The 24,059-nt window shown below is 55.4% G+C and carries 18 protein-coding genes; 14 read left to right on the top strand and 4 right to left on the bottom strand.

Going from position 1 to position 24,059, the window contains the following annotated elements:
• The first annotated feature begins 5 nt into the window (after positions 1 to 5).
• Both sucC and sucD read left to right on the top strand, forming a co-directional pair.
• Positions 6 to 1,202 (top strand): ADP-forming succinate--CoA ligase subunit beta, encoded by a 1,197-nt coding sequence (sucC, locus tag ACI4OH_RS02800; protein WP_432646391.1) that lies wholly within the window; start codon positions 6 to 8, stop codon positions 1,200 to 1,202.
• Positions 1,203 to 1,214: 12 nt separating this feature from the next.
• The gene (gene sucD / locus ACI4OH_RS02795) at positions 1,215 to 2,120 is read left to right on the top strand and encodes a succinate--CoA ligase subunit alpha (protein ID WP_432646392.1); all 906 of its coding nucleotides are present in this window, start codon (positions 1,215 to 1,217) and stop codon (positions 2,118 to 2,120) included.
• A gap of 86 nt (positions 2,121 to 2,206) precedes the next feature.
• Here sucD and ACI4OH_RS02790 read toward each other — a convergent pair whose 3' ends face one another.
• Positions 2,207 to 3,598 (bottom strand): hypothetical protein, encoded by a 1,392-nt coding sequence (locus tag ACI4OH_RS02790; RefSeq protein ID WP_439784121.1) that lies wholly within the window; start codon positions 3,596 to 3,598, stop codon positions 2,207 to 2,209.
• 300 nt (positions 3,599 to 3,898) lie between these two features.
• On the opposite strand from ACI4OH_RS02790, the gene ACI4OH_RS02785 reads away from it, so the two are divergent.
• Entirely contained in the window at positions 3,899 to 4,465 is a 567-nt protein-coding gene (locus ACI4OH_RS02785; RefSeq protein WP_432646394.1) for a hypothetical protein, read from the top strand.
• Between the two features lie 85 nt (positions 4,466 to 4,550).
• Here ACI4OH_RS02785 and cobT read toward each other — a convergent pair whose 3' ends face one another.
• Positions 4,551 to 6,620: a nicotinate-nucleotide--dimethylbenzimidazole phosphoribosyltransferase gene (cobT, locus tag ACI4OH_RS02780; RefSeq protein ID WP_432646395.1), complete on the bottom strand. Its 2,070-nt coding sequence runs from the start codon at positions 6,618 to 6,620 to the stop codon at positions 4,551 to 4,553.
• Positions 6,617 to 8,821 carry a Tex family protein gene (locus ACI4OH_RS02775; protein ID WP_432646396.1) on the bottom strand — a complete coding sequence of 735 codons (2,205 nt, stop codon included), beginning with the start codon at positions 8,819 to 8,821 and terminating at the stop codon, positions 6,617 to 6,619. Before ACI4OH_RS02775 ends, cobT begins: the two co-directional genes overlap by 4 nt.
• 180 nt (positions 8,822 to 9,001) lie before the next feature.
• On the opposite strand from ACI4OH_RS02775, the gene ACI4OH_RS02770 reads away from it, so the two are divergent.
• The 6 genes from ACI4OH_RS02770 to ACI4OH_RS02745 are packed head-to-tail and all read left to right on the top strand — an operon-like array spanning position 9,002 to position 15,649.
• The gene (locus ACI4OH_RS02770) at positions 9,002 to 9,757 is read left to right on the top strand and encodes an MBL fold metallo-hydrolase (protein ID WP_432646397.1); all 756 of its coding nucleotides are present in this window, start codon (positions 9,002 to 9,004) and stop codon (positions 9,755 to 9,757) included.
• Positions 9,758 to 9,784: 27 nt separating this feature from the next.
• Positions 9,785 to 10,864 carry a S1C family serine protease gene (locus ACI4OH_RS02765; RefSeq protein WP_432646398.1) on the top strand — a complete coding sequence of 360 codons (1,080 nt, stop codon included), beginning with the start codon at positions 9,785 to 9,787 and terminating at the stop codon, positions 10,862 to 10,864.
• Entirely contained in the window at positions 10,864 to 11,343 is a 480-nt protein-coding gene (rlmH, locus tag ACI4OH_RS02760) for a 23S rRNA (pseudouridine(1915)-N(3))-methyltransferase RlmH (RefSeq protein WP_432646399.1), read from the top strand. Before ACI4OH_RS02765 ends, rlmH begins: the two co-directional genes overlap by 1 nt.
• A gap of 16 nt (positions 11,344 to 11,359) precedes the next feature.
• Positions 11,360 to 12,442, top strand: coding sequence for a 5-bromo-4-chloroindolyl phosphate hydrolysis family protein (locus ACI4OH_RS02755; RefSeq protein WP_432646400.1), 1,083 nt, complete (start codon positions 11,360 to 11,362; stop codon positions 12,440 to 12,442).
• Between the two features lie 5 nt (positions 12,443 to 12,447).
• A complete protein-coding gene (locus ACI4OH_RS02750) occupies positions 12,448 to 13,614 on the top strand; it encodes a toxic anion resistance protein (protein WP_435722010.1) in 1,167 nt (388 codons plus the stop codon).
• Positions 13,615 to 13,669: 55 nt separating this feature from the next.
• Entirely contained in the window at positions 13,670 to 15,649 is a 1,980-nt protein-coding gene (locus ACI4OH_RS02745) for a PASTA domain-containing penicillin-binding protein (protein WP_432646402.1), read from the top strand.
• Positions 15,650 to 15,692: 43 nt separating this feature from the next.
• On the opposite strand, the gene ACI4OH_RS02740 is transcribed toward ACI4OH_RS02745, so the two are convergent.
• On the bottom strand, positions 15,693 to 16,772 hold the full coding sequence (locus ACI4OH_RS02740) for a glycosyltransferase family 9 protein (RefSeq protein WP_439784120.1): 1,080 nt from the start codon (positions 16,770 to 16,772) through the stop codon (positions 15,693 to 15,695).
• A gap of 285 nt (positions 16,773 to 17,057) precedes the next feature.
• Here ACI4OH_RS02740 and ACI4OH_RS02735 point away from each other — a divergent pair, with 285 nt between their 5' ends.
• From ACI4OH_RS02735 to ychF, 5 genes are all read left to right on the top strand, one after another.
• Positions 17,058 to 20,333: a DEAD/DEAH box helicase gene (locus ACI4OH_RS02735; protein WP_439784119.1), complete on the top strand. Its 3,276-nt coding sequence runs from the start codon at positions 17,058 to 17,060 to the stop codon at positions 20,331 to 20,333.
• Positions 20,334 to 20,407: 74 nt separating this feature from the next.
• Positions 20,408 to 20,851, top strand: a complete 444-nt coding sequence (rpiB, locus tag ACI4OH_RS02730; RefSeq protein WP_432646404.1) for a ribose 5-phosphate isomerase B — start codon at positions 20,408 to 20,410, stop codon at positions 20,849 to 20,851.
• Positions 20,852 to 20,941: 90 nt separating this feature from the next.
• Complete coding sequence (gene glyA, locus ACI4OH_RS02725; protein WP_439784118.1) at positions 20,942 to 22,189, top strand: serine hydroxymethyltransferase; 1,248 nt, start codon at positions 20,942 to 20,944, stop codon at positions 22,187 to 22,189.
• Between the two features lie 96 nt (positions 22,190 to 22,285).
• Positions 22,286 to 22,924: a uracil phosphoribosyltransferase gene (gene upp / locus ACI4OH_RS02720; RefSeq protein ID WP_432646406.1), complete on the top strand. Its 639-nt coding sequence runs from the start codon at positions 22,286 to 22,288 to the stop codon at positions 22,922 to 22,924.
• A 62-nt stretch (positions 22,925 to 22,986) separates the two neighbouring features.
• Positions 22,987 to 24,059, top strand: a 1,073-nt coding sequence (ychF, locus tag ACI4OH_RS02715; protein ID WP_439784117.1) for a redox-regulated ATPase YchF, incomplete at its 3' end; no start/stop codon positions are given.

Below are 24,059 nucleotides of genomic sequence, written 5' to 3'. Positions count from 1 at the left end.
TGTCTATGAATATCCACGAATATCAGAGTAAGGCCATCCTGCGCTCTTATGGAGTTAACGTTCCTGAGGGCAAACCCGCCTTTTCCGTAGAAGAGGCCATCGAAAATGCCAAGGAGCTTGGCACAGAAACCGTAGTCGTCAAGGCGCAGATTCATGCCGGCGGCCGCGGCAAGGCGGGCGGCGTCAAGGTCGTCCATTCCCCGGAGGCTGCTGGCAAAGCGGCAGAAGAACTTTTAGGCAAAATCCTCGTCACGCATCAGACCGGCCCTGCGGGCAAGAAGGTCAATCGCCTGCTCATCGAGGCAGGTGCGGCCATCAAGAAGGAATATTATCTTTCCTTTGTCATTGACCGACAGACGGCACGCGTCGTCATGATGGGTTCGGAAGAAGGCGGCATGGAAATTGAAAAAGTCGCTGCCGAGATGCCGGATAAGATTCTCAAGGAATACATTGACCCGGCTGTCGGTCTGCTGCCGTTCCAGGCCAGCCGCATGGCTTATGGCATGCATTTCCCGCAGGCCGCTGTGCGCAAGGTCACGAAGCTCATGATGAATCTGTACAAGGCTTTTGTCGGCAAGGACTGCAGTCTTGCGGAAATCAATCCTCTGGTGGTCACGGAAGATGACGATGTCGTGGCCCTCGATGCCAAGCTGAACTTTGATGACAGTGCACTGTTCCGTCACCCGGATATCGAGGCCCTGCGTGATGAGACAGAAGAAGACCCGAAAGAGCGACGTGCGGCCGAAGCAGGTCTCAACTACGTCAACCTCGGCGGTGACGTGGCCTGCATGGTCAATGGTGCCGGCCTTGCTATGGCTACCGTGGATATCATCAAATATTATGGCGGCGAACCAGCCAACTTCCTCGATGTTGGCGGCGATTCCACGCCGGAGAAGATTGCTGAGGCCTTCCGCATTATGCTCGATGGCGGACAGGCCAAGGGGATTTTTGTCAATATCTTTGGCGGCATCAATAAATGCGACCTCGTAGCACAGGGCATTGTCGATGCGGCTAAGATTGTTTCCGAGGATGGCCATTCCCTGCCGGTGCCGGTCGTTGTACGCCTCGAAGGAACCAACGTGGAACGGGGACGCGAGATTCTCAAGGATACGCCGATTGCGAACGTCATCATGGCTCCAACCATGGAGGGCGGCGCAGAAACCATCGTACGGCTCGTCAAAGAAGCCGACGCCAAAGCATGAGGAGGTCGTCTTATGGGAATCTTGGTTCATAAAGATACAAAAGTCATCGTACAGGGCATTACAGGCAAGGCTGCGACGTTTCATACGAAGCAGATGCTCGACTACGGTACCAAAATCGTGGCCGGTGTGACGCCTGGCAAGGGAGGCCAGTTTGTCGAGGGCATCCCTGTGTACAATACGGTGCGCGATGCGGTCAAAGCGACGGGCGCAACGGCTTCGGTCATCTATGTGCCGGCGCGTTTTGCTGCCGATTCCATCATGGAGGCCGTGGATGCAGAGCTTGACGTCGTGGTCTGCATCACGGAGCATATCCCCGTGCAGGATATGGTCAAGGTGCGCCGCTATATGGAAGGCCGCAGGACGCGGCTGATTGGCCCGAACTGTCCCGGTATCCTCACGGCCGATGAATGCAAGCTTGGCATTATTCCGGGCTACATTCACCGGAAAGGTCATGTCGGCGTCATTTCGCGTTCCGGCACCCTGACGTACGAAGCGACGTTCCAGCTTACGGCCGCGGGCATCGGCCAGACAACGGCTGTTGGCATTGGCGGCGACCCTGTCAAGGGCACGGACTTCATCGATGCGCTGAAACTGTTCAAAGAAGATCCGGAAACACTCGCCGTGCTCATGATCGGCGAGATTGGCGGCACGGCGGAAGAAGATGCGGCCAAGTGGATTCAGCAGAATATGCCGGATAAGCCAGTGGCGGCGTTCATCGCCGGCCGTCAGGCGCCCCCGGGCAAACGCATGGGCCATGCCGGCGCCATCATTTCGGGCGGCAAGGGCACGGCGGCGGATAAAATCAAGGCCCTCAATGCTGTCGGCATTGAGGTCGCGGACACCGTTGCCCATATCGGCGAGACCGTCGTCAAGACGCTCAAGGAGCACGGCATCTACGAAAAATGCCATACATGCTGACTTTGCTGGTGAAATGAAATATTGTCAATAAATAAAAAGGAAGGAACTGGATTTTCCAGCCCTTCCTTTTCTTTTCCTGGGTGATTTTATTTGGCGATGAGCCTGCCGCCGCCCGGCAGTTTGATGGTCCTGCCATTCAGGGAAGCATTGCTGTTCTTATCGTAGTAGATGTTGTGGCCATTGCTCTTGATGTTCCGGAATTTTGCATTCTCATCCGTGATGGCCGTGACGTAAGAGTCAGCCGTGAGCTCCCAGCTGCTGCCCTTTTTGAGGTTTACCGAAGCCGTCTTTGCGGCGTTGTCTTCATTGAGGGAGCCACGGAAGCTGGCCTTATCGCCGAGGTTCAGCGTGACGCTGCTGATCTTGTTGGCCAGGATCTTGCCAGTGAGCTTCTGGTTCGCGGTATTCAGCGTGAAATTGCCGCCGTTTTTGCCCGCCGTGCCCCAGCGGCCGCTCGTGACATTTACAAGGATATCGCCGTCCTGTACAAGCTGTGTATTTTCGAGCGAAGCCGTGGCTGTCGTGTTCGTGATGTAGAACATCGGGCCCGAGGACAGATTCGTGAGTTTGGAATCCTTGGCACTGAAACTTGCCTCGCCGACGCCGGCATCACCGGAGAAGCTCTGGTAAAGCATAATGCCGTGGCCGACATGGCCCGTGAGGTCCGCATTTTGGAGTGCGATTGAATTTTTGCCTTCTACGACGGCAATCTCACTGCCCGTGGCTTCGCCAGTGCCGTCGGTCAGCTGGATATTGCCCGTTGAATAGATGCAGGGGCTGCCTTCACCGGATGTATTGATTTTGGCGTTTTTGACGATGACCGTGCCTTCGCCGCGGTCCGTGGCCAAGGCGCCGCAGTGTGCGCCTTCCGTCGTGATGTCGACATTCGTGGCATTAATCGTGCCGTCGTAGGTGGCATCGAGGCCGCGCGAGGAATTGTTTTTCGTGTGAATTGTCAGGTGATCGGCCGTAATCACGCTGTTTTTGCCCGTCGCGAAGACGGCGTTGGCACCGTCAGCATCGGACGTCAGGGTCACGTTTGAAAGCGAGGCCGTGCTGTTTGATGCGAGGAAGACGGCGTTCTGGCCGCTGAAATTGCAGGCATCCGCACTCGAGGAATTGCCTGTCTTCTGCAGAGTGCTGTTCGTCAGCGTCACCTTGCCGCCGCTGCGTACGAGCAGGGCATTTTCGTCTGTGTTCTCTGCGGAGAGAGACAGTTTGTCATAAGAGGCTGTTGTGTTATCGACGACTTTGGCTGCCGTAAAATCCGCGGCGCTTTTCGTCTGCTGCCTGCCAGGTCCGCCCATCGGGCCATCTGGCGGCGGTCCCGGGGGCAGCTGTCCGTCAGGTGGAGCTGGCATAGTTCCTGACTGCGCCATGGCAGGCGGCGCCTGATTTTCTGCCGGGCTTGCCTGTACGATGCCGAAGCCTGCCGTAAGCGACAGGGCGAGGGCCAGTGCGAGACTGCGTTTTTTCATGGAAATGTTTATGATGCTCACTCCTTTGCTTGAGTGACTTTACTATACTGCCTGTGTGTTAGAACTGTCTTCAGGTGTCATTATAAAGCTGTAAAATTCATTCCACAGGTTTATCCACAAATATGCTTTGGATAACTTGAAGAATATCGCCATATATTGTGGCTTCAGTCTGACTTATCCACAATATCCACAGGAAAGCTTGTGCACATTGTGGATAAGTCAGATGTCAGGGGATGGTTGCATTTTGCGGACAGATGGTTACAATAGATAGTACAGAAGCTTACAGATGGAGGAATTTATATGAGCGAATTGACGTTAGCGAAGGCCAAGGAAATTCTGGCAAAACACACGACAGAGGCACATCTTTTTACCCATGCGGCGGCCGTCAGTGCGGCGATGGGGGCCATGGCCGACCATTTTGGCGAAGACAAGGCGCATTGGGAGGCCGTTGGCTATCTGCATGATGTCGATTATGAGAAATATCCGGATGAACACTGCCATCATGTCCGGGAACTCTTGGAGCCGGAAGGCGTGCCGGAAGAGGATATTGAGACGATTATCTCACATGGCTACGGCATCACGACGGATGAAGTCAAGCCGGAAACGAACATCGCGAAGAGCCTTTTCACCGTCGATGAGCTCACGGGCATCGTACAGGCCTATGCGCTCATGCGCCCTGAGGGCCTCGATGGCATGGCCGTCAAAAGTCTCAAGAAAAAATTCAAGGACAAGCGCTTTGCGGCAAAATGCAATCGCGATATCATCAAGCAGGGCTTTGCAATGCTCGGCATGGATGCCGCCGATGTCATGCAGTGCTGCATCGAGGGCATGCAGGCCCATAAAGACGAACTCGGTCTGCAGCAATAAAAATAGAGGCTGTCTTTGTAATGGCGCAATGGGCAGTAAAAAAATCGCTGGGACAGTTCCCAGCGATTTTTTGTCTGTGTTCCTGTTATTGTTTTTGTATGGTATCTGCTTTATCATGCTGCTGATTTTGGCGCACGCTGCCGGGGCCGCTCGTGGCAATCGAGACCTTCGTTTCTTCGAACGTCTTCATATTGTTGAGCATAAAGAGGGAGGCGAGGACAATCTGCATGCCGCAGGCTGCCGTGAGACCGGGCAGGCGCAGATTGAGGTCGACGAGTTCCGGCTGTACGGGCAGCAGATAAGAGCGGATTTCCGGTGCAATCTGCAAAGCGTAGCGCGCGATGATTTTCAGGGCATCGCTGTCGAGCAGGATCAGGCCGTGATTATGGGCGCCCGCGATGATGGCACCGAGAAGGGCCGACACGAGGTGCTGATATTTTTCAGGCACATATTTCAGGAACGTATCGGCAGGATAGCGAAGCTCGCCATCTGCTGTCAGTAAAGTCTGCCTGAGAGCTGCGGCCATGGTGCCGGGGGCATCTTCGGTACTTGCTTCATCGACGCCTAAGGCGAGGAGGGGATGGAGGGCGGCGGCAACTTCCCCTTCTTCACGGCCAAAGTCAAAGGCCGCGGCGGGGCTTTTCTCCGTATTGACCTGTTCGAAATAAATCTGGAAGCCGGCGGAGGCCCCGCAGGATTTTAAAAGCAGGGATAACGAAAGCGAAAGTTTCTCGCGCAGCGAGAAAATCTGCAGGACGCGCTGTGTATCTTTGCCAGGGCGTTCTATGCCGCTGGTACCTGCTATGGCGCAGGCAATCTGTTCCAGACAGCCGAGACTGTCTATGGGCTTGGTCAGATGGTCGATGCGGTGCCGGCATACGTCCATGGCATTTTTATCCAAATCCGGCATGGAATCAAGATAAAAGTCAAAAGTCGTGTCAGTCAGCTGTACATTTTGCTCAGACATCGTAAAGGCGTTGATGAGGTCGTCGTCTTTGTCATCGTAGTAATGTGCATATTCTTTCAGATTGAGCACACAGTATTCTCCCTGCTGCAGGATTTTGCAGAAGTCGTACCAGCCAATATCAGCAGGAACTTTTTCCTGCGTCGTATACCAGTAAGCGAGGAAATCCTCCATGATACGCGCGGCGATGGCAGAGCCGGCAGCTTCGCTCAGGCGCAGGTCAAGATGCAGGAATGGCTGCAGGCCGAGCTGCTGGAGCATATGATGATGGGATGCTTCTGAACCAAGATGGGAGGCGAATACGTAGGAAATTGACTCGGGGGCGAGTTTCTGGGCGAGCAGGGCGGCCGCGGCGCAGTTGGCGCCGTCGAGTATGACGGCTTTTTTTGCAGACGCAGCGCCGAGAATCAGGCCGGCCATGCAGCCAAATTCAAAGCCGCCGACCTTGGCGAGGATATCGAGGGCATCGTTGGGATTTGGCTGATTGACTGCAAGGGCACGGCGCACGACCTCGATTTTTTTCTTGAGGCGCGTGTCGGAGATATTGGTGCCGCGTCCCGTGACTTCTTCGGGCGTTTTGCCGCAGCAGACCGCGGCGATGGCCGCGCTGGCCGTCGTATTGGCAATGCCCATTTCTCCCGGCAGGATCCAGTCGCAGCCGTTATCAATCAGGAAATGGGCCAGCAGGATGCCTGTTTTGATGGAAGCGCTGGCCTGTTCCCGCGTCATGGCCGGTCCCTTGGTCATGTTTTTTGTGCCCGCGGCAATGCGCAGCGGGAAAAGGTCCGGAATATCGGCCGTGTCAGCGGCGATGCCAAGGTCAGCGACGAGCAGGGAAGCGCCGGCATAGGCCGAGAAGGCGTTGGCAGCAGCGCCGTTGCGGAGCATATAGTTCTTTGCCATTTCCAGAGTCGTCTGCTGCGGATAAGCACTGACGCCCTCTTCAGCCACGCCGTGGTCCGCACAGCAAATGATCACGCTTTTTTTCGGGGCCTGCGGATAGAGTTTTCCGGAAATATCGAGCCAGCGCAGGACAAGGGGGGCGAGCCTGCCCAACTCCTCTTCTGCGTCTCCAAATTGTTCGCGGAGAAGAGAGCGTGCTTTCTGTGACAGCTCGTCAGACGGTTTCTGGATGGACCCGCAAATCTTGTCTAAATCAATCCGCGGTAAAAGTTGTGAAAAAATATTCATGAAAGCTTTTCTCCTTTTGGCACCTGTTTGAGGGAAAGGCCGATGCGGCCGCGTTTTTCGTCGACGCTGATGACCATGACTTTGAGGACCTGGCCAATGGAAACGACTTCGAGAGGGTGTTTGACACGTTTTTTGGAGAGCTCGGAAATGTGGATGAGTCCGTCCTGATGCAGGCCGATGTCGACGAAAGCGCCGAAATCCGTGATGTTGCGTACGGTGCCGCGCAGAATTGTGCCGGGCTTGAGGTCTGCGAGATTGACGATGGCCTGACGCGTCAGCGGTGCGGGCAGGTCCTCGCGCGGGTCGCGTCCGGGGCTCACGAGGGCATCGAGAATGTCGTGAACGGTCGGCAGACCGGCCTGCAGGGATTTTGCGAGTTCCTGCTCCCTGCGTTCATCGAGCAGGCGGCGTTTGGCCTGCAGCAGCGAGAGCTGTGCCTTGTCCGTGAGGTCATTTAGAGTAAAGCCGAGTTTTGCGAGTATTTTTTCGGCGAGCTCATAAGACTCCGGGTGTACCGGCGTATTGTCAAGCGGTGACTTGCCGTCGTGAATCCGCAGGAAGCCGGCGCACTGCGTAAAAGCCGCGGGGCCGAGGCGCGGAACTTTGAGAAGCTGGCGGCGGCTTGAAAAAACGCCGTGTTCATTGCGGTAGGTGACGATGTTTTTCGCTGTTGTGGCATTGATGCCGGCAATATGGCGCAAAAGTGCGCCCGAAGCCGTATTGAGGTCAACACCGACATGGTTGACGGCAGCTTCGATGGTGGCATCGAGGGCTGCTGCGAGTTCCTTCTGATTGACATCATGCTGGTACTGGCCGACGCCGATGGCCTGAGGGTCAATTTTGACGAGCTCGGCGAGAGGGTCCTGTACGCGGCGTGCAATTGAGACGGCACCGCGGATGACGACATCGTAATCAGGCAGTTCTTCTTTGGCGAGTTTGGACGCCGAATAGACAGAAGCGCCGGCTTCGTTCGTGATGATATAATGGACATCTTTTAAATGATGTTCGGCGATGAGCTTGGCCGCAAACTGCTCTGTTTCGTATGAGGCCGTGCCGTTGCCGATGGAAAGCAGCGTTACGTGATTTTTTTTGATGGAAGCGAGGACTTTTTCGGCAGCTGTCTGACGGGCATGCTCGCTCTGGGTAATCTGCAGGACGCCGAAGTCGAGCACGCGTCCCGTCGGGTCGACTACGGCCATCTTGCAGCCGTTGCGGTAGCCGGGGTCGAGCCCCATGACCGTGTGGCCGGCCAGCGGCGCCTGCAGCAGAAGCTGACGCAGGTTGACGCCAAAGAGATGGATGGCGTGTTTTTCGGCCGTCTCCGTGAGAGCTGTGCGGATTTCGCGTGCAAGAGAGGGGAAGAGCAGGCGTTTGTAGCCGTCTTCAATGGCAAGACGCAGATATTTTGACCAGATAGAGGGCTTCCGCCGCAGCCGGCGTTCAATCCTCTGGCAGTTATCCTCGTGGTCTGTCATGAGCGTGACTTTGAGACAGCCGAGTTTTTCGCCGCGGTTGATGGCGAGGATGCGGTGCGGCGGCAGGCGGTGTACGGGCTCTTCATAATTTTCGTACATGCGGAAAATCTGTTTGCTCTCTTCCGGAGCATCCTCCTGCAGCTCCGTCTGCAGGCTGCCCGTTTTAAAGATATGTTCGCGCATGTTCTGACGGATTTTGGCATCTTCCATGATGGTCTCAGCCGCGATGTCCATGGCTCCCTGCAGAGCATCCTGCGCTGTTTCGATTTCTTTTTCAGGATTGCAGAATTCAGCGGCCAGAGATTCCGCACTGCCTTTTTGGTCGAGAGAAAGCATCATCCGGTTGGCCAGGGGCTCAAGGCCGCGCTCGCGGGCAATTTGGGCGCGCGTGCGTTTCTTCTGCTTATAAGGCAGGTAGAGGTCTTCGAGTTCCTGCAGTTTGCTCGTCTTCTCGATGGCCTGGCGCAGTTCGGCGGTGAGTTTTCCCTGCTCTTCAATCTTGGCGAGGATTTCTTCCTGACGTTTGACAAGTCCGCGCAGATAGGCAAGGCGTTCCTCGAGTTCACGCAGCTGCTCATCTTCGAGTGAGCCCGTGGCTTCCTTGCGGTACCGCGCGATAAAAGGCACGGTATTTCCTTCATCGAGAAGCTTGGCTGCAGCCTCGACCTGATAGGGCTTCGCCTTGAGCTCCGAGGCAATCAGCGGATAGATGTCTTTTTCAAGCATGCAAACACCTCTTTCGGAGTTTTTCTAAGTATTCTTTGAATAGTATAGCATATTTGGCATTGTATTTGTGGGAAAGACAAATCCTATCGATATTTTGCGCGGAGTTGGTGTATAATAAAAATGGTCTGCGAAGTTTTGCAGACTGCTTACAGAGAATTGTTTTAAGATAGGGGAAAAGGTATGCAGGTATCCGTATTGGCAAGTGGCAGCAAGGGCAATGCCGTTTTTGTAGAAATGGACGGCACGAGGCTCCTGATTGACGCCGGCATCAGCGCGACGCGCATCAAAAAAGGGCTGGCAGCAGAGGGCATCGACGCCGCATCGCTGGACGGCATTCTCATCACACATGAGCATCGCGACCACATCGCAGGGCTCGCGACACTTTCCAAATGGTACCATCTGCCGATTTTTACGCGGCGCGCGACCATTGAGCATATGAGCTGCCGTCAGGCAGTCCCCGCTGACTGTTTTCATGCCATTGCAGGGACATTCCGCCTCGGCAGTCTCACGGTCGACCCCTTCAATATTCCCCATGATGCAGCGGACCCTGTCGGCTACCGGCTGCTCGGTTCATCACGCTGTACGCTGGCCACGGACCTTGGCTTTGTGACGGCAAGTGTGCAGGAAGCGATTGACGGTGCCGATGTGCTGGTGCTTGAGGCAAATCACGACCCTGACGTCCTGAAGCACGGGGATTATCCGTGGGCGCTCAAACGCCGCATTCTCTCGAACCGCGGCCATCTGGCCAATGCCGATGCAGCCTGGGCCCTCGTGCGCATGAAGAAGAAGCCCACGCATGTTTTTCTCGCGCATCTCTCCGAGAAAAACAATACGCCGGAACTCGCCGAGAATACGGTGGAAAAAATCTTGGCACAGCAGGGCATTGCCATTCCCATCAGCATGACGGCACAGAATAAAGCCGTAAACCTTCATTGATTTTATTCTTTCACGGAGGGATTTCAGATGAAAAATATCTTTGCGAAAGCACATTATAAAAAAACAGCACTGCTCGTGGCCGCGGCGTTTGCGGCTTCGGCCGTGACGTTTGCCGGCAGCAGCGCGGACGTCAGCGCAGAGCCGGCTGCAAATGCGATTTCGGCTGCCCGCAATACGCCTGTGGTGCAGGCCGCTAAAAAAGTCGGTCCGGCCGTTGTCGGCATCACGAACAAGGCCGTAGTCCGCGACTGGTTTGATATGCCGGTCGAGACAGAGGGTGTTGGCTCGGGCGTTATTTTCCGCAGCGATGGCTATATCGTCACGAATAATCACGTCATCGATGGGGCTAAGGAGCTCATTGTCTCCCTGTCCGACGGCCGCAGCCTCAAGGGCAAAGTCGTTGGTGCGGACGAAGCGACGGACCTTGCCGTGGTCAAGGTCGATGCGGCAGATCTGCCGACGGCGAAATTTGCGGATTCCGACCAGATCGTCGTTGGCGAACCTGCCATTGCCATTGGCAATCCGCTGGGACTGGAATTCAAGGGCAGTGTGACGAGCGGTGTCGTCAGTGCCCTGAACCGCACACTCGATAACAGCGATGAACGCGTCAAACTGCTGCAGACGGATGCGGCCATCAACCCGGGCAATTCGGGCGGCGCCCTCGTCAATGCGGATGGCGAGGTCATCGGCATCAACAGCATCAAGCTCGCAGCCAGCGGTGTTGAGGGCATGGGCTTTGCCATTCCGAGCAACACGGTCCAGTCCATCATCAATGAAATCATGGAAAAGGGCTATGTCGCACATCCGTATCTCGGCATCACTGTCTTTGACCCGGAGACGGCAGCCCGCTTTGGCTATTCCCTCGATATCGATAAAGGTGTCTACATCTTCAAGCTGGTTCTGGGCGGCCCGAGCGATAAGGCCGGCCTGCAGCGCGGCGACATTATCCTCAAGGTCGATGGTGAGGAAGTCAACAGCGTCTCAGAACTCCGCAGCAAAGTGGCAGCCCATAAAGTCGGCGATACGGTCACGCTGACGATTGACCGCAATAATCATGAGCGCACGGTCGATGTCACGCTGCAGGAAATGCCGCAGGATAAGAAATAATGAAGATTACGATTGTCTGTGCAGGCAAGATCAAGGAAAAGTATCTGAATGCGGGCATTGCCGAATTCCTGAAGCGCCTGAAGCCGTTTGCTCAGGTTGAGATTCGCGAAATCCATGAAGAGAAAATGCCGGACGAGCCGTCGGCAGCAGAAAAAGAGCAGGTGCTCAAAAGAGAGGGCGAAAAGCTCTTGAAGCTTGTGCCCTCTGGGAGTTACCTTTTTGTTCTGGACGTATACGGCGAGCTCAAATCTTCGGAAAAGCTCGCTGCCGAAATAAACGAACTCGGCCTGCGCGGCCGGAGCAGCCTGACTTTCCTGATCGGCGGCGCGTTTGGCCTTTCTGAGGAAGTGCGTACACGTGCCGATGAACGCATCAGTTTTTCGCCGATGACATTCACGCATCAGATGGTGCGGCTCCTGCTCGTCGAACAGATTTACCGTGCCTTCAAGATCAATCGCGGTGAAAAATATCATTGGTGAAATAGGCGGTGACGATATGAAAGGGATCTTTTGGGGCCTCTGTGCCATGATGTTTTTGCTGAGCTGCGCCGGCGTGGATTCGATGATCAAGGATCCGGAGCATTTTTTTCTCTCGACAGGGCTGACCTCCGTTTTTCTTGTCCTGAGCATCTACTTTGGCTATCGGGCCGCGCATTATCAGGGCAAGGCGATTGACCGCCATCACAAGCTCGAGCTCAAGGATTTTTCGTCTGATGAAGCAGAACTCATCGAGACGAGCTGGCAAAAGGCCGTGCGCGATTATGCGCGGGTCGATGCCGCGCGCAGAACCATCCGCGACGGACAGATGCGCCAGCAGCTCATGGAGATGCAGCAGATTGCTTCGAATCTGCTGGATTATCTGGAGACGCATCCGAAAAATATTTTAGCGGCGCGGCGTTTCATCGATACGTATCAGGACCGCGCTGCTTCCATGGCTGAGGAGTTCCGCGAGCTCGAACGGACGGGACTCGATACCGCGCAGGTCGCGGAGACGCGGGAACATATCAAAGAGACATTATCGTCTTTTGATGAAGCGTACGAAAAGGAATTCGAGCATGTCCTCGGGGAGAAACTGCTCGATATGGATGCAGAGCTTTCCGTTCTGCAGAAGACCATGGAGGCCGACGGCATCCACAATACGAATGCCGCTTCGGCGGAGAAAAAGCAGGAAACGGCAGTACTGGAACAGGAAAAAACGGAACCCCTGCAGAAAATCGAGCATCTCTGGCGCCAGCATGAGCCCGCCATGGGCAGGGGCAGAGGCCTTAGAAATTACGGCGGCCGCAAGCATCCGCGCCGGCGCGTGTTCCGCGAGGCAGAGCCTTTCCGCGTTTCGATGCCGGAAGAGCTTCGCAGCAGCGTCATGAAGGAAAAACTCATCATGAGCGCGCTGGCCATTTTTGGCGGCTGCATCGGCGCGCATAAATTCTATCAGGGCAAGACGAAATGGGGCATCCTTTACCTCTTGTTCTGGTGGACGGCCATTCCGGGCATTGTGGGCTTCTTTGAGGGACTGCGCTATCTCTTCATGCCCATGGATGATTTTTACGAAATGTATTATCACGATGACAGGCGGTGATTTTTATGGCTAAGGAAATTGAACTTATGGATCTGATGGATCTCAAAAAGAAGCATCAGGACGAGCAAAAAGAGACAGCGAAGGCGGTCGTGCCCGAAAAAGTTGAGGCGGAAGTTGCGGCCGCAGTCGATACGCTCTCACCGGAAGAACAGGCAAAAGTCGAGAAAATCAAAGATGGCATCGACATGACGAATACAGAGGCGCTTTTGACATACGGCGCGCCGGCGCAGAAAAAAATTGCCGAGTTCTCGGACAGCGTGCTCGCGCAGGTCCGCACGAAGGACAGCGGCGAAGTCGGACAGCTGCTCGGCAGCCTCGTGACCGAAGTCAAGGAATACGATGAGAAGAGTCAGGGCGGCTTTTTGCGCAAGGTGCCGATTATCGGCAGCCTTGTGGGTAAGGCTGACAATGTCAAACAGGGCTATGAAAAGCTCTCTGTGCAGGTCGAACGCATCGCCGGGGCCCTTGAGCAGTCGCGTCTTAAGATGATGAAGGATGTCGTGCTCTTTGACAAGCTTTATGCAGAGAATTTTTCTTATTTCAAAGAGCTGCAGCTTTACATCAAAGCGGGCGAAGAAAAGATTCAGGAGATGCGGGAAGTCACGCTGCCGAAGCTTCATGCACAGGCAGCAGCGGCCAACGACCCGATGGCCGTACAGGTCGTCGCGGATTTTGAGGCCAGCGTCAACCGCTTCGAGAAAAAGGTCCATGACCTTAAGATCAGCAAAACCATCGCCATCCAGACGGCACCGCAGATCCGTCTGATCCAGAATAACGACAAGGCCCTGATTGACCGCGTGCAGACCGCGATTTACTCGACAATTCCGCTCTGGAAGAATCAGCTCGTCATTGCCCTCGGCCTTTCCGCGCAGCAGAAGGTTCTGCGCATGCAGCAGGCTGTCAACAATACGACAAATGAGCTTCTGAAACGCAATGCCGAGCTCCTGCAGCAGAATTCGGTAGAAACAGCGCAGGAGAATGAACGCAGCATTGTCGATATCGAGACCGTGCGCGAGGTCAACGAAAAGCTCATTCAGACGATTGAAGATACCGTGCGCATCCAGCAGGAGGGCCGCGCGAAACGTCAGGTTGCCGAGCAGGAGCTCACGGCTATTGAGGGAAAACTGCGTGATACGCTTTTAAAGCACAGCGGCAGGCCTGCAGAGAAATAAGACGATACCGCATTTATATTATAGAAAGATAGATTGCTTGGAGTGAACGAACGAGATGAAGACGGATAGACGGGCGTGGCTGCAGAAGCATATTCTGGGCATGGTATGGATCCTGGGCATCCTTTTTGGCATCATGGTATTCCGTTATGCCTGGCTGCAGCTGGTCGATGGCAATGAGCTTTCCGAACGCATGCACAGTCAGGTCGGCTATGATTATGCCATTCAGTCAAAGCGCGGCACGATCACGGACCGCAACGGACGCGAGATGGCCGTGAGCCTGATGACAAAATCCCTTTATGTGGACCCGAACCATGTCAAGGACCCGGAAACTTTGGCCGCTGACCTTGCCCCGCTCATCAATATGCCGGAGCAGGAAATTCTCGATGATATTTCTGCCGGCGGCGGTTTTGTCTGGGTCAAGCGCCGCATGGAATACGATGAGTACGAAGCCGTGCGCAAGATGGTCCGCGAAAAGGAGTACACGGACTGCGTTGGGTTCCGCGATGAAGCGAAGCGCTATTATCCCAATGATATGCTCGGTGCCAATGTCGTTGGTTTTGTCGGTACGGATGACAAGGGCCTTGACGGCGTGGAGCAGGAGCTCGATGGCCTGCTGAAAGGCGAGGTCAAGGAGAAATATCTGACGACAGACCGCCAGAACCGGCCGATTCTTGATTCCATCTTTGCCAGCCAGCGCCAGTACAAGGGCGAATACTGCAAGAATGTCGAACTGACACTCGACAGCGGCATCCAGTTCATCGTGGAACAGGAACTCGACAGGGCCATGGCCGAGAATAATCCTCAGGCCATTACCTGCGTGGTCATGAACCCGAAAACCGGTGAAGTCCTCGCCATGGCGTCGCGTCCTTCGTATAATCCAAACCGCTTCTGGGATTATTCTCCGGAGGTGTGGAAAAACCGCGCGGTCTCGTTTATTTATGAGCCGGGCTCCACGTTCAAATCCGTCGTCGCAGCAGCCGCGCTGCAGGAAAAAGTCGTTTCGCCCAATCAGGTCTTTGTTGATCCGGGCTATGTCATGGTCTCGGGACACCGCATTCAGAACTGGAGCGGCACGAGCTTTGGCACGGTCACGTTCACCGATGTCGTCAAGCAGTCCCTGAACACGGGCTTTGCGCAGGTCGGTCTGCGCCTTGGGGCCCAGAAACTCACGGATTATGCCAAACTCTTCGGTTTTGGCGCGCCGACAGGAGTCGAGCTCCCCGGTGAAGAGAGCGGCCTCTTGTTCAATCCGGATGATATGCGCGATTCGGATGTCGCGACCATGGCCATCGGCCAGAGTATTGCCGTGACGCCTTTGCAGCTGGTCACGGCCATGTCGGCCATTGCCAATGACGGCGTCCTCCTAAAGCCCCATGTGGTCAAGAACATCACGAATGCCGATGGCTCTGTCTATGAGGACAAAGGCACGACAGAGGTACGCCGCACGATTGAGTCGGCTACGGACAAGACCCTCGTGGGCCTGCTTGAACAGGTCGTGGCGAGCGGCGGCGGTAAGAAGGCAGCTGTCAAGGGCTACCGCATCGCCGGCAAGACCGGCACAGCCCAGAAAATCCGTCCGGACGGCACGGGCTACATGGAAGGTCATTACATTGCCTCGTTCTGCGGCTTTGCTCCAGTCGAAGACCCGCAGATCACGGTGCTCGTCATGATTGACGACCCGGGCACGGGCAATTATTATGGCGGTCAGATTGCAGCGCCGGTGGCCAGCCGCATTTTCACGCAGCTGTTCCGCTATCTTCACATTGAGCCTTCAAGTGACCCGTTTGCGGGCATGGAGTCCAAGGCCAAAACAGCGAAAAAGTCGCAGCAGTCGTATTCGGGCAATGTGCCCGACGGCAAGGTCGTCGTACCGGATTTTTCGGGCAAGAGCATGCGTGAAGCCGCACAGCTTGCCGCGGACCGCGGCCTGAGCTGCGACCCGGACGGCTCCGGCTACGCCGTGAGCCAGAGCATTGCGCCGAATACCCTGGTCGATAAGGACACGGTCATCACCGTGAAATTCCAATCACAATGACAAAAAATAAAAACGAGGCAGTGTTTGCCTCGTTTTTTTGTATTTAATGATAGAGAAGCTCTAAGAGTGTCTTCGTGACAACGCCGGGTTTGATGGCGTTCATGCAGGCATTTGTCTTATGACGGCATTTTGTCTTGCAGCAGGCCGTGCATTTATGCGGGGAAAGGATGAAATGGTGGCCTTTTGTCAAGGGACCGTAGATATTGGGATGCGTCGGGCCCCAGAGGGAGAGCGTCGGCAGGCCGACGGCCTCGGCGATGTAGAGAGGGCCGGTGTCGCCTGTGAGCAGCAGATCCGCTTCGTGGAAGATGGCGGCGAGTTCCAGAAGGCTCGTTTCGCCGGCAATCGAGAGCGAGGCACGTCCGTTCATCTCTTTTTGGGCAAGTTCGATGTACGGGGCATCGGCAGGCGCGCCGGTAAAGACAATCTGGATGTTTTCGGGGAGATTGGCGAGCGCGCGGCCAAAAAATTCCGGCGGCCAGTCCTTGTCCGGCCAGGTCGTGCGTGTATTGACGAGCAAGAGCGGCCTCTGAGGGTCGTGCAGGATGATATCCTTGTCTGCGAAAAAATCAGCGGCGAAATTCTGCAGCTTTTCGGGCAGGTGCAGCACGAGTCCGGGCCTGAAATCCTCGGGGCCGATGCCCAGGGGATAAAGGGCCGTCATGTAGCGGCGGATTTTATGGCGGTCGGGAATGTCCGGCGCCATTTCCGTCATGAAGAGAAAATTGCCCTCGTGGCGCTCATGGATGCCGATGCGCCGCGGCGCTTTGCTCATGCGTGTCAGCAGGCCGGAGATAAAAAGTCCCTGAATATCAAGGGCAATGTCGAATGTATGCGTCTGCAGCAGCTCTTTGGCTTCGTGCAGGGTCTTTTTGACGGTGCGGAAGTCAAGTTTCTGGGCAGCCCGGTCAAAGGGGCGGCGATCCCAGATGAGCAGTTCATCGATATCCGGATTATTTTCGAGGAGCATGCTGGCCGGCGGGCTGACGAGCCATGTGATATGGCAGTCGGGGACGAGGCGTTTGAGATTGTGGACCACGGCTGTTGCATGCAGAACGTCGCCGATGGCGCTGAGACGTACGACGAGGATGCGGGCGCCGTGAGGAAGTTTTTGTTCGTTCATCAAAATCTCTTTTCTGTTCGCTGCGGATGAAATATGGTAAGATAGACTGGACAAAGTCTTTTTCATGCCGATATGTTCGATAATTTCGGTAGTTTCGGCAGTTGCGGCAGTTGCGGCAGTTTTGATAGTTTTGCTGGTATCGGCAGTGCCGATTCTTTGCGGGCGCGATGAATGCGCCCCATGAATATGATATCTATCTTATCTATCTTAGCATAGGGAAAAGATAAGGAAAAGACTCAGGTAAAATTTGTTTGATGCAAAGATTGCAGGAAAGGCGGGATCGCGGTGATTGAGGAAGAACAGATTCGTGCTGTGGCCACGGATGCGGCCTATCAGCGGGGGCTCCGGTATTTTAGTCATGAAGCCGTAGAGGAAATTTCACAGAAAGAGGATGGCAGCTATACTGCGACGGTCGCAGGAACCGAGCCGTATCATGTAAGAGTCAGCCTGACGGAAGACGGCTCGGATATTGCTTCTTTTCATTGCAACTGCCCTGCGGCCTTTCAATATCCCGGAGCCTGCAAGCATGTCGTGGCCGTGCTGAAGGTCATTCAGGGCCTGCAGCGTTATTACAGCCAGTCGGCTGGGGCCGCGCGTCAGGATGGAAAATCTGCGGCCGGCACGGATGCGGGCGGCCGCCATTTGCTGCAGAACTTCAGGAGTGCCAAACAGGCGCTGTCTTTGCCGCGGCTGCAAAAAACCGTGTACCTTGTACCGCGCCTTTTTGTCACGACCTCAGCCTCGGCGCGCAGCGTGGAAAGCTGGCTCGAATTCCGCCTCGGCACGGACCGGCTTTACGTCATGCGCAATGTCATGGATTTTTTACAGATTACACTGTCCGGCGGCGAGTACCAGCTCGGACGCAATGCCCTGCAGACCGCTTCCCTGCGCTGGGCGGATGCCATCTCCAAAAAGCTCTGGCAATTTATGAAGCGGACATATCTCGATGAAAAAGCGCTGTTTCGCTATAATCCGAACTTTTCGTACATGCATTCCCTGCAGAAGAGCACGATTTTCGAGCACAAGATGATGCATCTTTCGCCGAGCATGCTGGAAGAATTTTTGGCCATCATGGGGAAGGAGTCGATTGAGCTTCATATCAATGACAGCGAGGCCATTGATGTCCATCAACGGGAGAAAAAGCCGAAACTGCGCCTCACCATCCGGCAGCTGGCCGAAAAAAACGGGCTGCTCACGCTGGAAGACGAGGACATGATGCCCCTTAGCGAGGATTTCAGCCTGCTTTATCAAAATGGCGGCCTTTATCATGTGGATGAGGATTTTGGCAGGGCCCTGCGGCCGCTCTGGCAGACCTTTGCGCATAATTCCAGCGTGCGCCTGTCACATGCAGATATGGCGGCTTTTTTCAATCACATCATGCCGGCGGTGGAAAAAATTGCCGAGGTGGAGACGGACCCGGCCTTTGAGGAAGAATTCATGCTCGTGCCGCTGTCCGTGGAGCTCTATCTCGATTATGAGGGCGATGGCATCGCCGTGAAGCCGGTCTTTGCCTATGAGGAAACGCGGTTTAATCCGCTTACAGAGGCAGAGCCCGTGCAGGATGAGCAGCATCTGCTCGTGCGTGACTTGGAAGCGGAGCAGTCCATCCTGATGATTTTTGCGCAGTACGGCTTTGCAAAACGGCATGACCAGTTCGTGCAGCCCGATGAGGAAAAGAGTTATGAATTTTTGACAGACGGCCTTGAGGCCATGCCGGATTTTGTCGAGATTTTTTATGAAGAGAGCTTTACGAAACGTCCGGTAAGGCCCCTGCCGAAAATCACGGCGGGCGTCAGCCTGAATGACACGGACCTCCTCGAAGTCACGTTTGATATGAAGGAGGTCGACTTTGCCGAGCTCATCGAGATTCTCGCGTCCTACCGTCAGAAAAAACGCTATCACCGCATGAAGGACAGGAGCTTTGTCACGCTGGGCGAACAGCAGCTGCAGGCCATCGCGGAACTCGTCGAACATGAAGGACTCACTGGCAAAAAAAAGCTGCCGGCTGACAATAAAATCGAGCTGCCCATGGCAGAGGCCATGTACCTGGATGCGCTGGCGCGGGACGAGGAAGGGCTGCAGCTCGTGCGCAGCAGCCGTTTCCGCGAGCTCGTGCGCGATATCCGGCAGCCGCAGGACGCCGACTATGAAGTGCCTCTGTCCCTGCAGAACGTTCTGCGCGACTATCAGGTCACGGGCTTCAGCTGGCTTTCGAGCCTTGCCGACCATCATTTAGGCGGCATTCTCGCCGACGATATGGGCCTTGGCAAAACGCTGCAGGTCATTGCATTCCTGCTCGCGCGCCGCGGCGAAGGGCGTCCTTCCTTAGTCGTCACGCCGACCTCGCTTCTTTATAACTGGCTCGAAGAAATTCATCGCTTCGCACCGGAACTCAAAGTCATGGTCGTGGCAGGCAGCAAGGTCGCGCGCGAACTGCAGCTGCAGGAAATGCGCGGCATTGACGTGGTCGTGGCGACTTACGATACGCTGAAGCGCGATATCGCCATGTACGAGAAAATTACCTTCCGCTATATCTTTCTCGATGAAGCCCAGCATATCAAGAATCCGGTGACCAAGAGTGCGCGGGCAGTCAAAAGACTCGCGGCCAAGAGCCGCTTTGCCCTGACGGGAACGCCAATCGAGAATACGCTGACGGAGCTCTGGTCCATTTTTGACTTTCTGATGCCGGGCTACCTTGGCACTCAGGCCAAGTTCAAGGAACGCTATGAGGTCCCCATCGTGCGGGCGGAAGATAAAAAAGCAGCGAAAAAGCTTCAGCAGCGAGTCATGCCCTTTGTACTGCGCCGCATGAAAAAAGATGTGCTGAAGGAGCTGCCGGATAAGGTCGAACGCAAGCTCGTAGGCGAAATGACGCCGCAGCAGACCAAGGTCTATCAGGCGTATTTTATGAAGAGCCAGCACGAGTTTTCCGCCGAGCTCCGGCTCGCGAGCCCCGGCGAACGCCGCATGAAAATTCTGGCCATCCTCACGCGGCTGCGCCAGATTGCCTGCGACCCTTCGCTTTTTCTCGAAAGCTATCGTGGCGGTTCGGGCAAACTCGATATGCTCGAAGAGCTCATCGATGATGCGATGGCGGGCAATCACCGCCTGCTGATTTTCTCGCAGTTCACGACGATGCTCTCGCATATTGCCGCACGGCTCAAGAAAAAGAAAATCGACTATTTCTATCTCGATGGCACAACACCTGCGCTCACGCGCATGAAGCTCGTGCGCCAATATAATGAAGGCAGCGTGCCGATTTTCCTGATTTCCCTGAAGGCCGGCGGCACGGGACTCAACCTCACGGGGGCTGACATGGTTGTGCATTTTGACCCGTGGTGGAATCCTGCCGTCGAAGATCAGGCGACGGACCGCGCGTACCGTCTGGGTCAGCAGAGCAATGTACAGGTCTTCAAGCTTATCATGAAGGGGACGGTCGAAGAAAAAATCTATGAGCTGCAGGAAAAAAAGAAAAACCTCATTGACCAGATGATAAAACCGGGGGAGAATTTCCTGACGAAACTCACAGAGGAAGAGATTCAGGCGCTTTTTAAGGCATGATGGCGTTTGACGGTATTTTTTTTCGCGTGCATGTGATAAAATAAGAAAGAGTATGGAAGAAAGGTGGAGAAACCATGAACATTACGATTGGCAGTGACCACGGTGCGGTGGCACTCAAAGATGAAGTCAAGATGGTTCTGAAGGAATATGAGGATATCAAGGTCACGGATGTCGGCACGTTTGGCACGGCCTCGGTCGATTATCCGGATATTGCGGAAAAAGTATGTGCTGACGTCACGAGCGGCAAGGCAGATTTCGGCATCGTGCTCTGCGGCACGGGCATTGGCATTTCGATTGCTGCGAACAAGGTCAAGGGCATCCGCTGCGCACTCTGCAACGATGTTTACTCGGCCAAGAAAGCGCGTCAGCACAACAATGCCAACGTACTGGCCATGGGCGGCCGCGTGCTCGGCTTCGGCCCGGCTGGCGAAATCGTCCGCGCTTTTGTCGAGAGCAAGTTTGAAGGCGGCCGCCATGAGCGCCGCGTCAACAAGATCATGGCCATTGAGCAGAAATAAGCCCTGCGTGCCTGATTGATTTTACGTGAGGAAATGGCTGCCCATCGTTTACAATCTGTATGGCTGCAGCTGCATAAAGGAGGAAAACCCATGAGCCTGATGGATACCCTGAAACAGTCCGATCCGGAAATCGCCAAAGAGATTGACCTGGAGCTCAACCGCCAGCGCACGAAGCTGGAACTCATCGCTTCGGAGAATATCGTCTCCAAGGCCGTGATGGAAGCACAGGGCAGCGTGCTGACGAATAAATATGCCGAGGGCTATCCTGGCAAACGCTACTACGGCGGCTGCGAGTACGTCGATGTCGTCGAGCAGGTGGCCATCGACCGCGCCAAAAAGCTTTTTGGTGCGGAATACGCCAATGTGCAGCCGCATTCCGGAGCACAGGCCAATATGGCCGTATTCTTTGCGCTCTTGACGCCAGGTGACACGGTCATGGGTATGAACCTCACGGATGGCGGCCATCTGACGCACGGCAGCCCGGTCAATATGAGCGGCAAATATTTCCACATTGTACCGTACGGCGTCGACAAAGAGACGGAACGCATCGATTACGACGCACTCGAGAAAAAAGCCGAGGAATGCAAGCCAAAACTGATTGTCGCCGGTGCATCTGCCTATGCACGCATCATCGACTTCCCGCGCCTCGCGGAAATCGCGCATAAAGTCGGGGCCTATCTCATGGTCGATATCGCCCATATCGCGGGCCTCGTCGCAGCCGGCCTGCATCCGAGCCCTGTGCCGTATGCCGATGTCGTGACGACGACGACGCACAAGACGCTGCGCGGCCCGCGCGGCGGCATGATCCTCTGCAGGGACGCAGAATTCGGCAAACAGTTCAATAAGGCCGTCTTCCCTGGCATTCAGGGCGGTCCTCTGATGCATGTCATCGCCGCGAAGGCCGTGGCTCTCGGCGAAGCTCTGCGTCCGGAGTTCAAGGAATACGCCAAGCAGATCATCAAAAATGCACAGGCTCTTGCCGAAACGCTGCAGGCTGACGGCTTCCGCATCGTCTCGGGCGGCACGGACACGCATTTGATGCTCGTCGACCTCACAAGCAAGGGCATCACGGGCAAAGAGGCCCAGACGGTCCTCGATGAAGTCAACATCACGTCGAACCGCAATACGATTCCGTTTGAGCCGCGTTCCCCGTTCGTCACGAGCGGCATCCGTCTCGGCAGCCCCGCACTCACGACGCGCGGCTTCAAGGAAGATGATATGCGCGAAGTCGGCAACATCATCGCACTCGTCCTCAATGACCCGACGAACGAGGAGAAAAAAGAGGAAGCACGCCGCCGCGTTGCAGCGCTCTGCGAGAAATATCCTCTCTATGAATAATGAAATGAAATAAAAATAAGCAAATTCATATGTATATGGCCCCGCTCGTGCGGGGCTGTATCATGTAGGCATTTATGTATCAGAAAGGAGTATCCCATGTCTGAAGAACTGAAGGTCCACGTCATTGATCATCCGCTGATTCAGCACAAGCTCACAATCATGCGCATGAAGGAGACGGGCACGAAGGATTTCCGCGAACTGCTCGAAGAAATTTCGATGCTCATGGCCTACGAAATCACGCGCGATTTCCCACTGCGGGAAGTCGAGATTGAGACGCCGATCTGCAAATGCAAGGAGAAGATGCTCGCCGGCAAGAAAGTCGGCGTCGTGCCGATTCTGCGCGCCGGACTCGGCATGCTCAACGGCGTCGTCAACATGATTCCGGCAGCCCGTGTCGGCCATGTCGGCATGTACCGCGATCCGAAGACCCTGAAGCCGGTTGAATATTACTGTAAGCTGCCGGGCGATGTCTCGGAGCGCACGCTGATTGTCGTCGACCCGATGCTCGCCACGGGCGGCAGCTCGTCGGCAGCCCTTTCCCTGCTCAAGGAAAAAGGCGCGAAACACATCATCCTCATGTGCCTTGTCGCAGCCCCAGAGGGCGTCCGCCTCATCAACAAAGAACATCCGGATGTACCGCTCTACGTCGCCGCCATCGATGAAAAGCTCAACGATAAGGGCTACATCGTACCGGGCCTTGGCGACGCAGGCGATAGAATCTTTGGTACCCTGTAATAAATTTTCTCCTTTTGGCTATGCCAAAAGGAGTTTAGTCCCAGTAGAAGGAGTAGTTTAATTTGAGTAACTTAGAAGTTGGTATTGTCGGTCTGCCGAATGTCGGCAAGAGCACGCTTTTCAATGCCATCACGAAGGCCGGCGCTGAAGCCGCCAATTTCCCGTTCTGCACGATTGAGCCGAATGTCGGCGTGGTCGCGGTGCCAGACCCGCGCCTCAAGGTCCTGCACGAACTCTACAATTCCAAGAAGACGACGCCGGCTTCCGTGCGTTTTGTCGATATTGCCGGTCTTGTCAAGGGCGCGTCGAAGGGCGAGGGCCTTGGCAATAAATTCCTCGAGCACATCCGCCAGGTCGATGCTGTCGCCCATGTCGTACGCTGCTTTGTCGACCCGAACATCACGCATGTCGAGGGCAGCATCGACCCGCTGCGCGACATCGACATCATTCAGACGGAGCTCTGCCTTGCCGACCTCGAGATTGTCGAGAAACGCATTATGAAGCTCGCGAAAATCGCGAAATCCGGCAACAAAGAGGCCAAAGTCGAGGATGAAGTCCTGCGCCGCATCAAGGCCGCTCTCGACGAGGGCAAGCCGGCCCGTCAGGTCGACCTCTCCGAAGATGACCTTGAGCTCATCAAGGAAATGAACCTTCTGACGCTGAAGCCGACCCTTTACGTCACGAACGTCGCCGAGGACGAAGTGGCCACGGCCTATGACGAAAATCCGTACGTGCAGCAGGTCAAGGAATACGCCGCCAAAGAGGGCGCCGAAGTCGTCGCCATCTCGGCCAAAGTCGAGTCGGAAATCGCCGAACTCGATGAGGAAGAGGCCAAGGCCTTCCTCGAAGACCTCGGTGAGACGGAAAGCGGCCTCGACCGCCTGATTAAGGCAGCGTTTGACCTGCTCGGCCTGCAGACGTTCCTGACGGCAGGTCCGGACGAATGCCGCGCCTGGACGATCGTCAAGGGCACGACGGCACCGAAGGCAGCCGGCAAAATCCATACGGACTTTGAACGCGGCTTCATTCGTGCCGAAATCGTCAACTACAACGACCTCATCGCGGCCGGCAGCGTCGCCGCCGCGCGTGAAAAAGGTCAGGTACGTGTCGAAGGCAAAGATTACGTCATGCAGGA

It is taken from the genome of Mitsuokella apri, assembly GCF_051886055.1.
Classification (GTDB): domain Bacteria; phylum Bacillota; class Negativicutes; order Selenomonadales; family Selenomonadaceae; genus Mitsuokella.
This window is presented reverse-complemented; position numbering and strand designations above follow the sequence as displayed.

Coding starts and splice junctions, on each gene's coding strand:
- sucC (WP_432646391.1), top strand. CDS start 6: ATGAATATCCACGAATATCAGAGTAAGGCCATCCTGCGCTCTTATGGA.
- sucD (WP_432646392.1), top strand. CDS start 1,215: ATGGGAATCTTGGTTCATAAAGATACAAAAGTCATCGTACAGGGCATT.
- ACI4OH_RS02790 (WP_439784121.1), bottom strand. CDS start 3,598: ATGAAAAAACGCAGTCTCGCACTGGCCCTCGCCCTGTCGCTTACGGCA.
- ACI4OH_RS02785 (WP_432646394.1), top strand. CDS start 3,899: ATGAGCGAATTGACGTTAGCGAAGGCCAAGGAAATTCTGGCAAAACAC.
- cobT (WP_432646395.1), bottom strand. CDS start 6,620: ATGAATATTTTTTCACAACTTTTACCGCGGATTGATTTAGACAAGATT.
- ACI4OH_RS02775 (WP_432646396.1), bottom strand. CDS start 8,821: ATGCTTGAAAAAGACATCTATCCGCTGATTGCCTCGGAGCTCAAGGCG.
- ACI4OH_RS02770 (WP_432646397.1), top strand. CDS start 9,002: ATGCAGGTATCCGTATTGGCAAGTGGCAGCAAGGGCAATGCCGTTTTT.
- ACI4OH_RS02765 (WP_432646398.1), top strand. CDS start 9,785: ATGAAAAATATCTTTGCGAAAGCACATTATAAAAAAACAGCACTGCTC.
- rlmH (WP_432646399.1), top strand. CDS start 10,864: ATGAAGATTACGATTGTCTGTGCAGGCAAGATCAAGGAAAAGTATCTG.
- ACI4OH_RS02755 (WP_432646400.1), top strand. CDS start 11,360: ATGAAAGGGATCTTTTGGGGCCTCTGTGCCATGATGTTTTTGCTGAGC.
- ACI4OH_RS02750 (WP_435722010.1), top strand. CDS start 12,448: ATGGCTAAGGAAATTGAACTTATGGATCTGATGGATCTCAAAAAGAAG.
- ACI4OH_RS02745 (WP_432646402.1), top strand. CDS start 13,670: ATGAAGACGGATAGACGGGCGTGGCTGCAGAAGCATATTCTGGGCATG.
- ACI4OH_RS02740 (WP_439784120.1), bottom strand. CDS start 16,772: ATGAACGAACAAAAACTTCCTCACGGCGCCCGCATCCTCGTCGTACGT.
- rpiB (WP_432646404.1), top strand. CDS start 20,408: ATGAACATTACGATTGGCAGTGACCACGGTGCGGTGGCACTCAAAGAT.
- glyA (WP_439784118.1), top strand. CDS start 20,942: ATGAGCCTGATGGATACCCTGAAACAGTCCGATCCGGAAATCGCCAAA.
- upp (WP_432646406.1), top strand. CDS start 22,286: ATGTCTGAAGAACTGAAGGTCCACGTCATTGATCATCCGCTGATTCAG.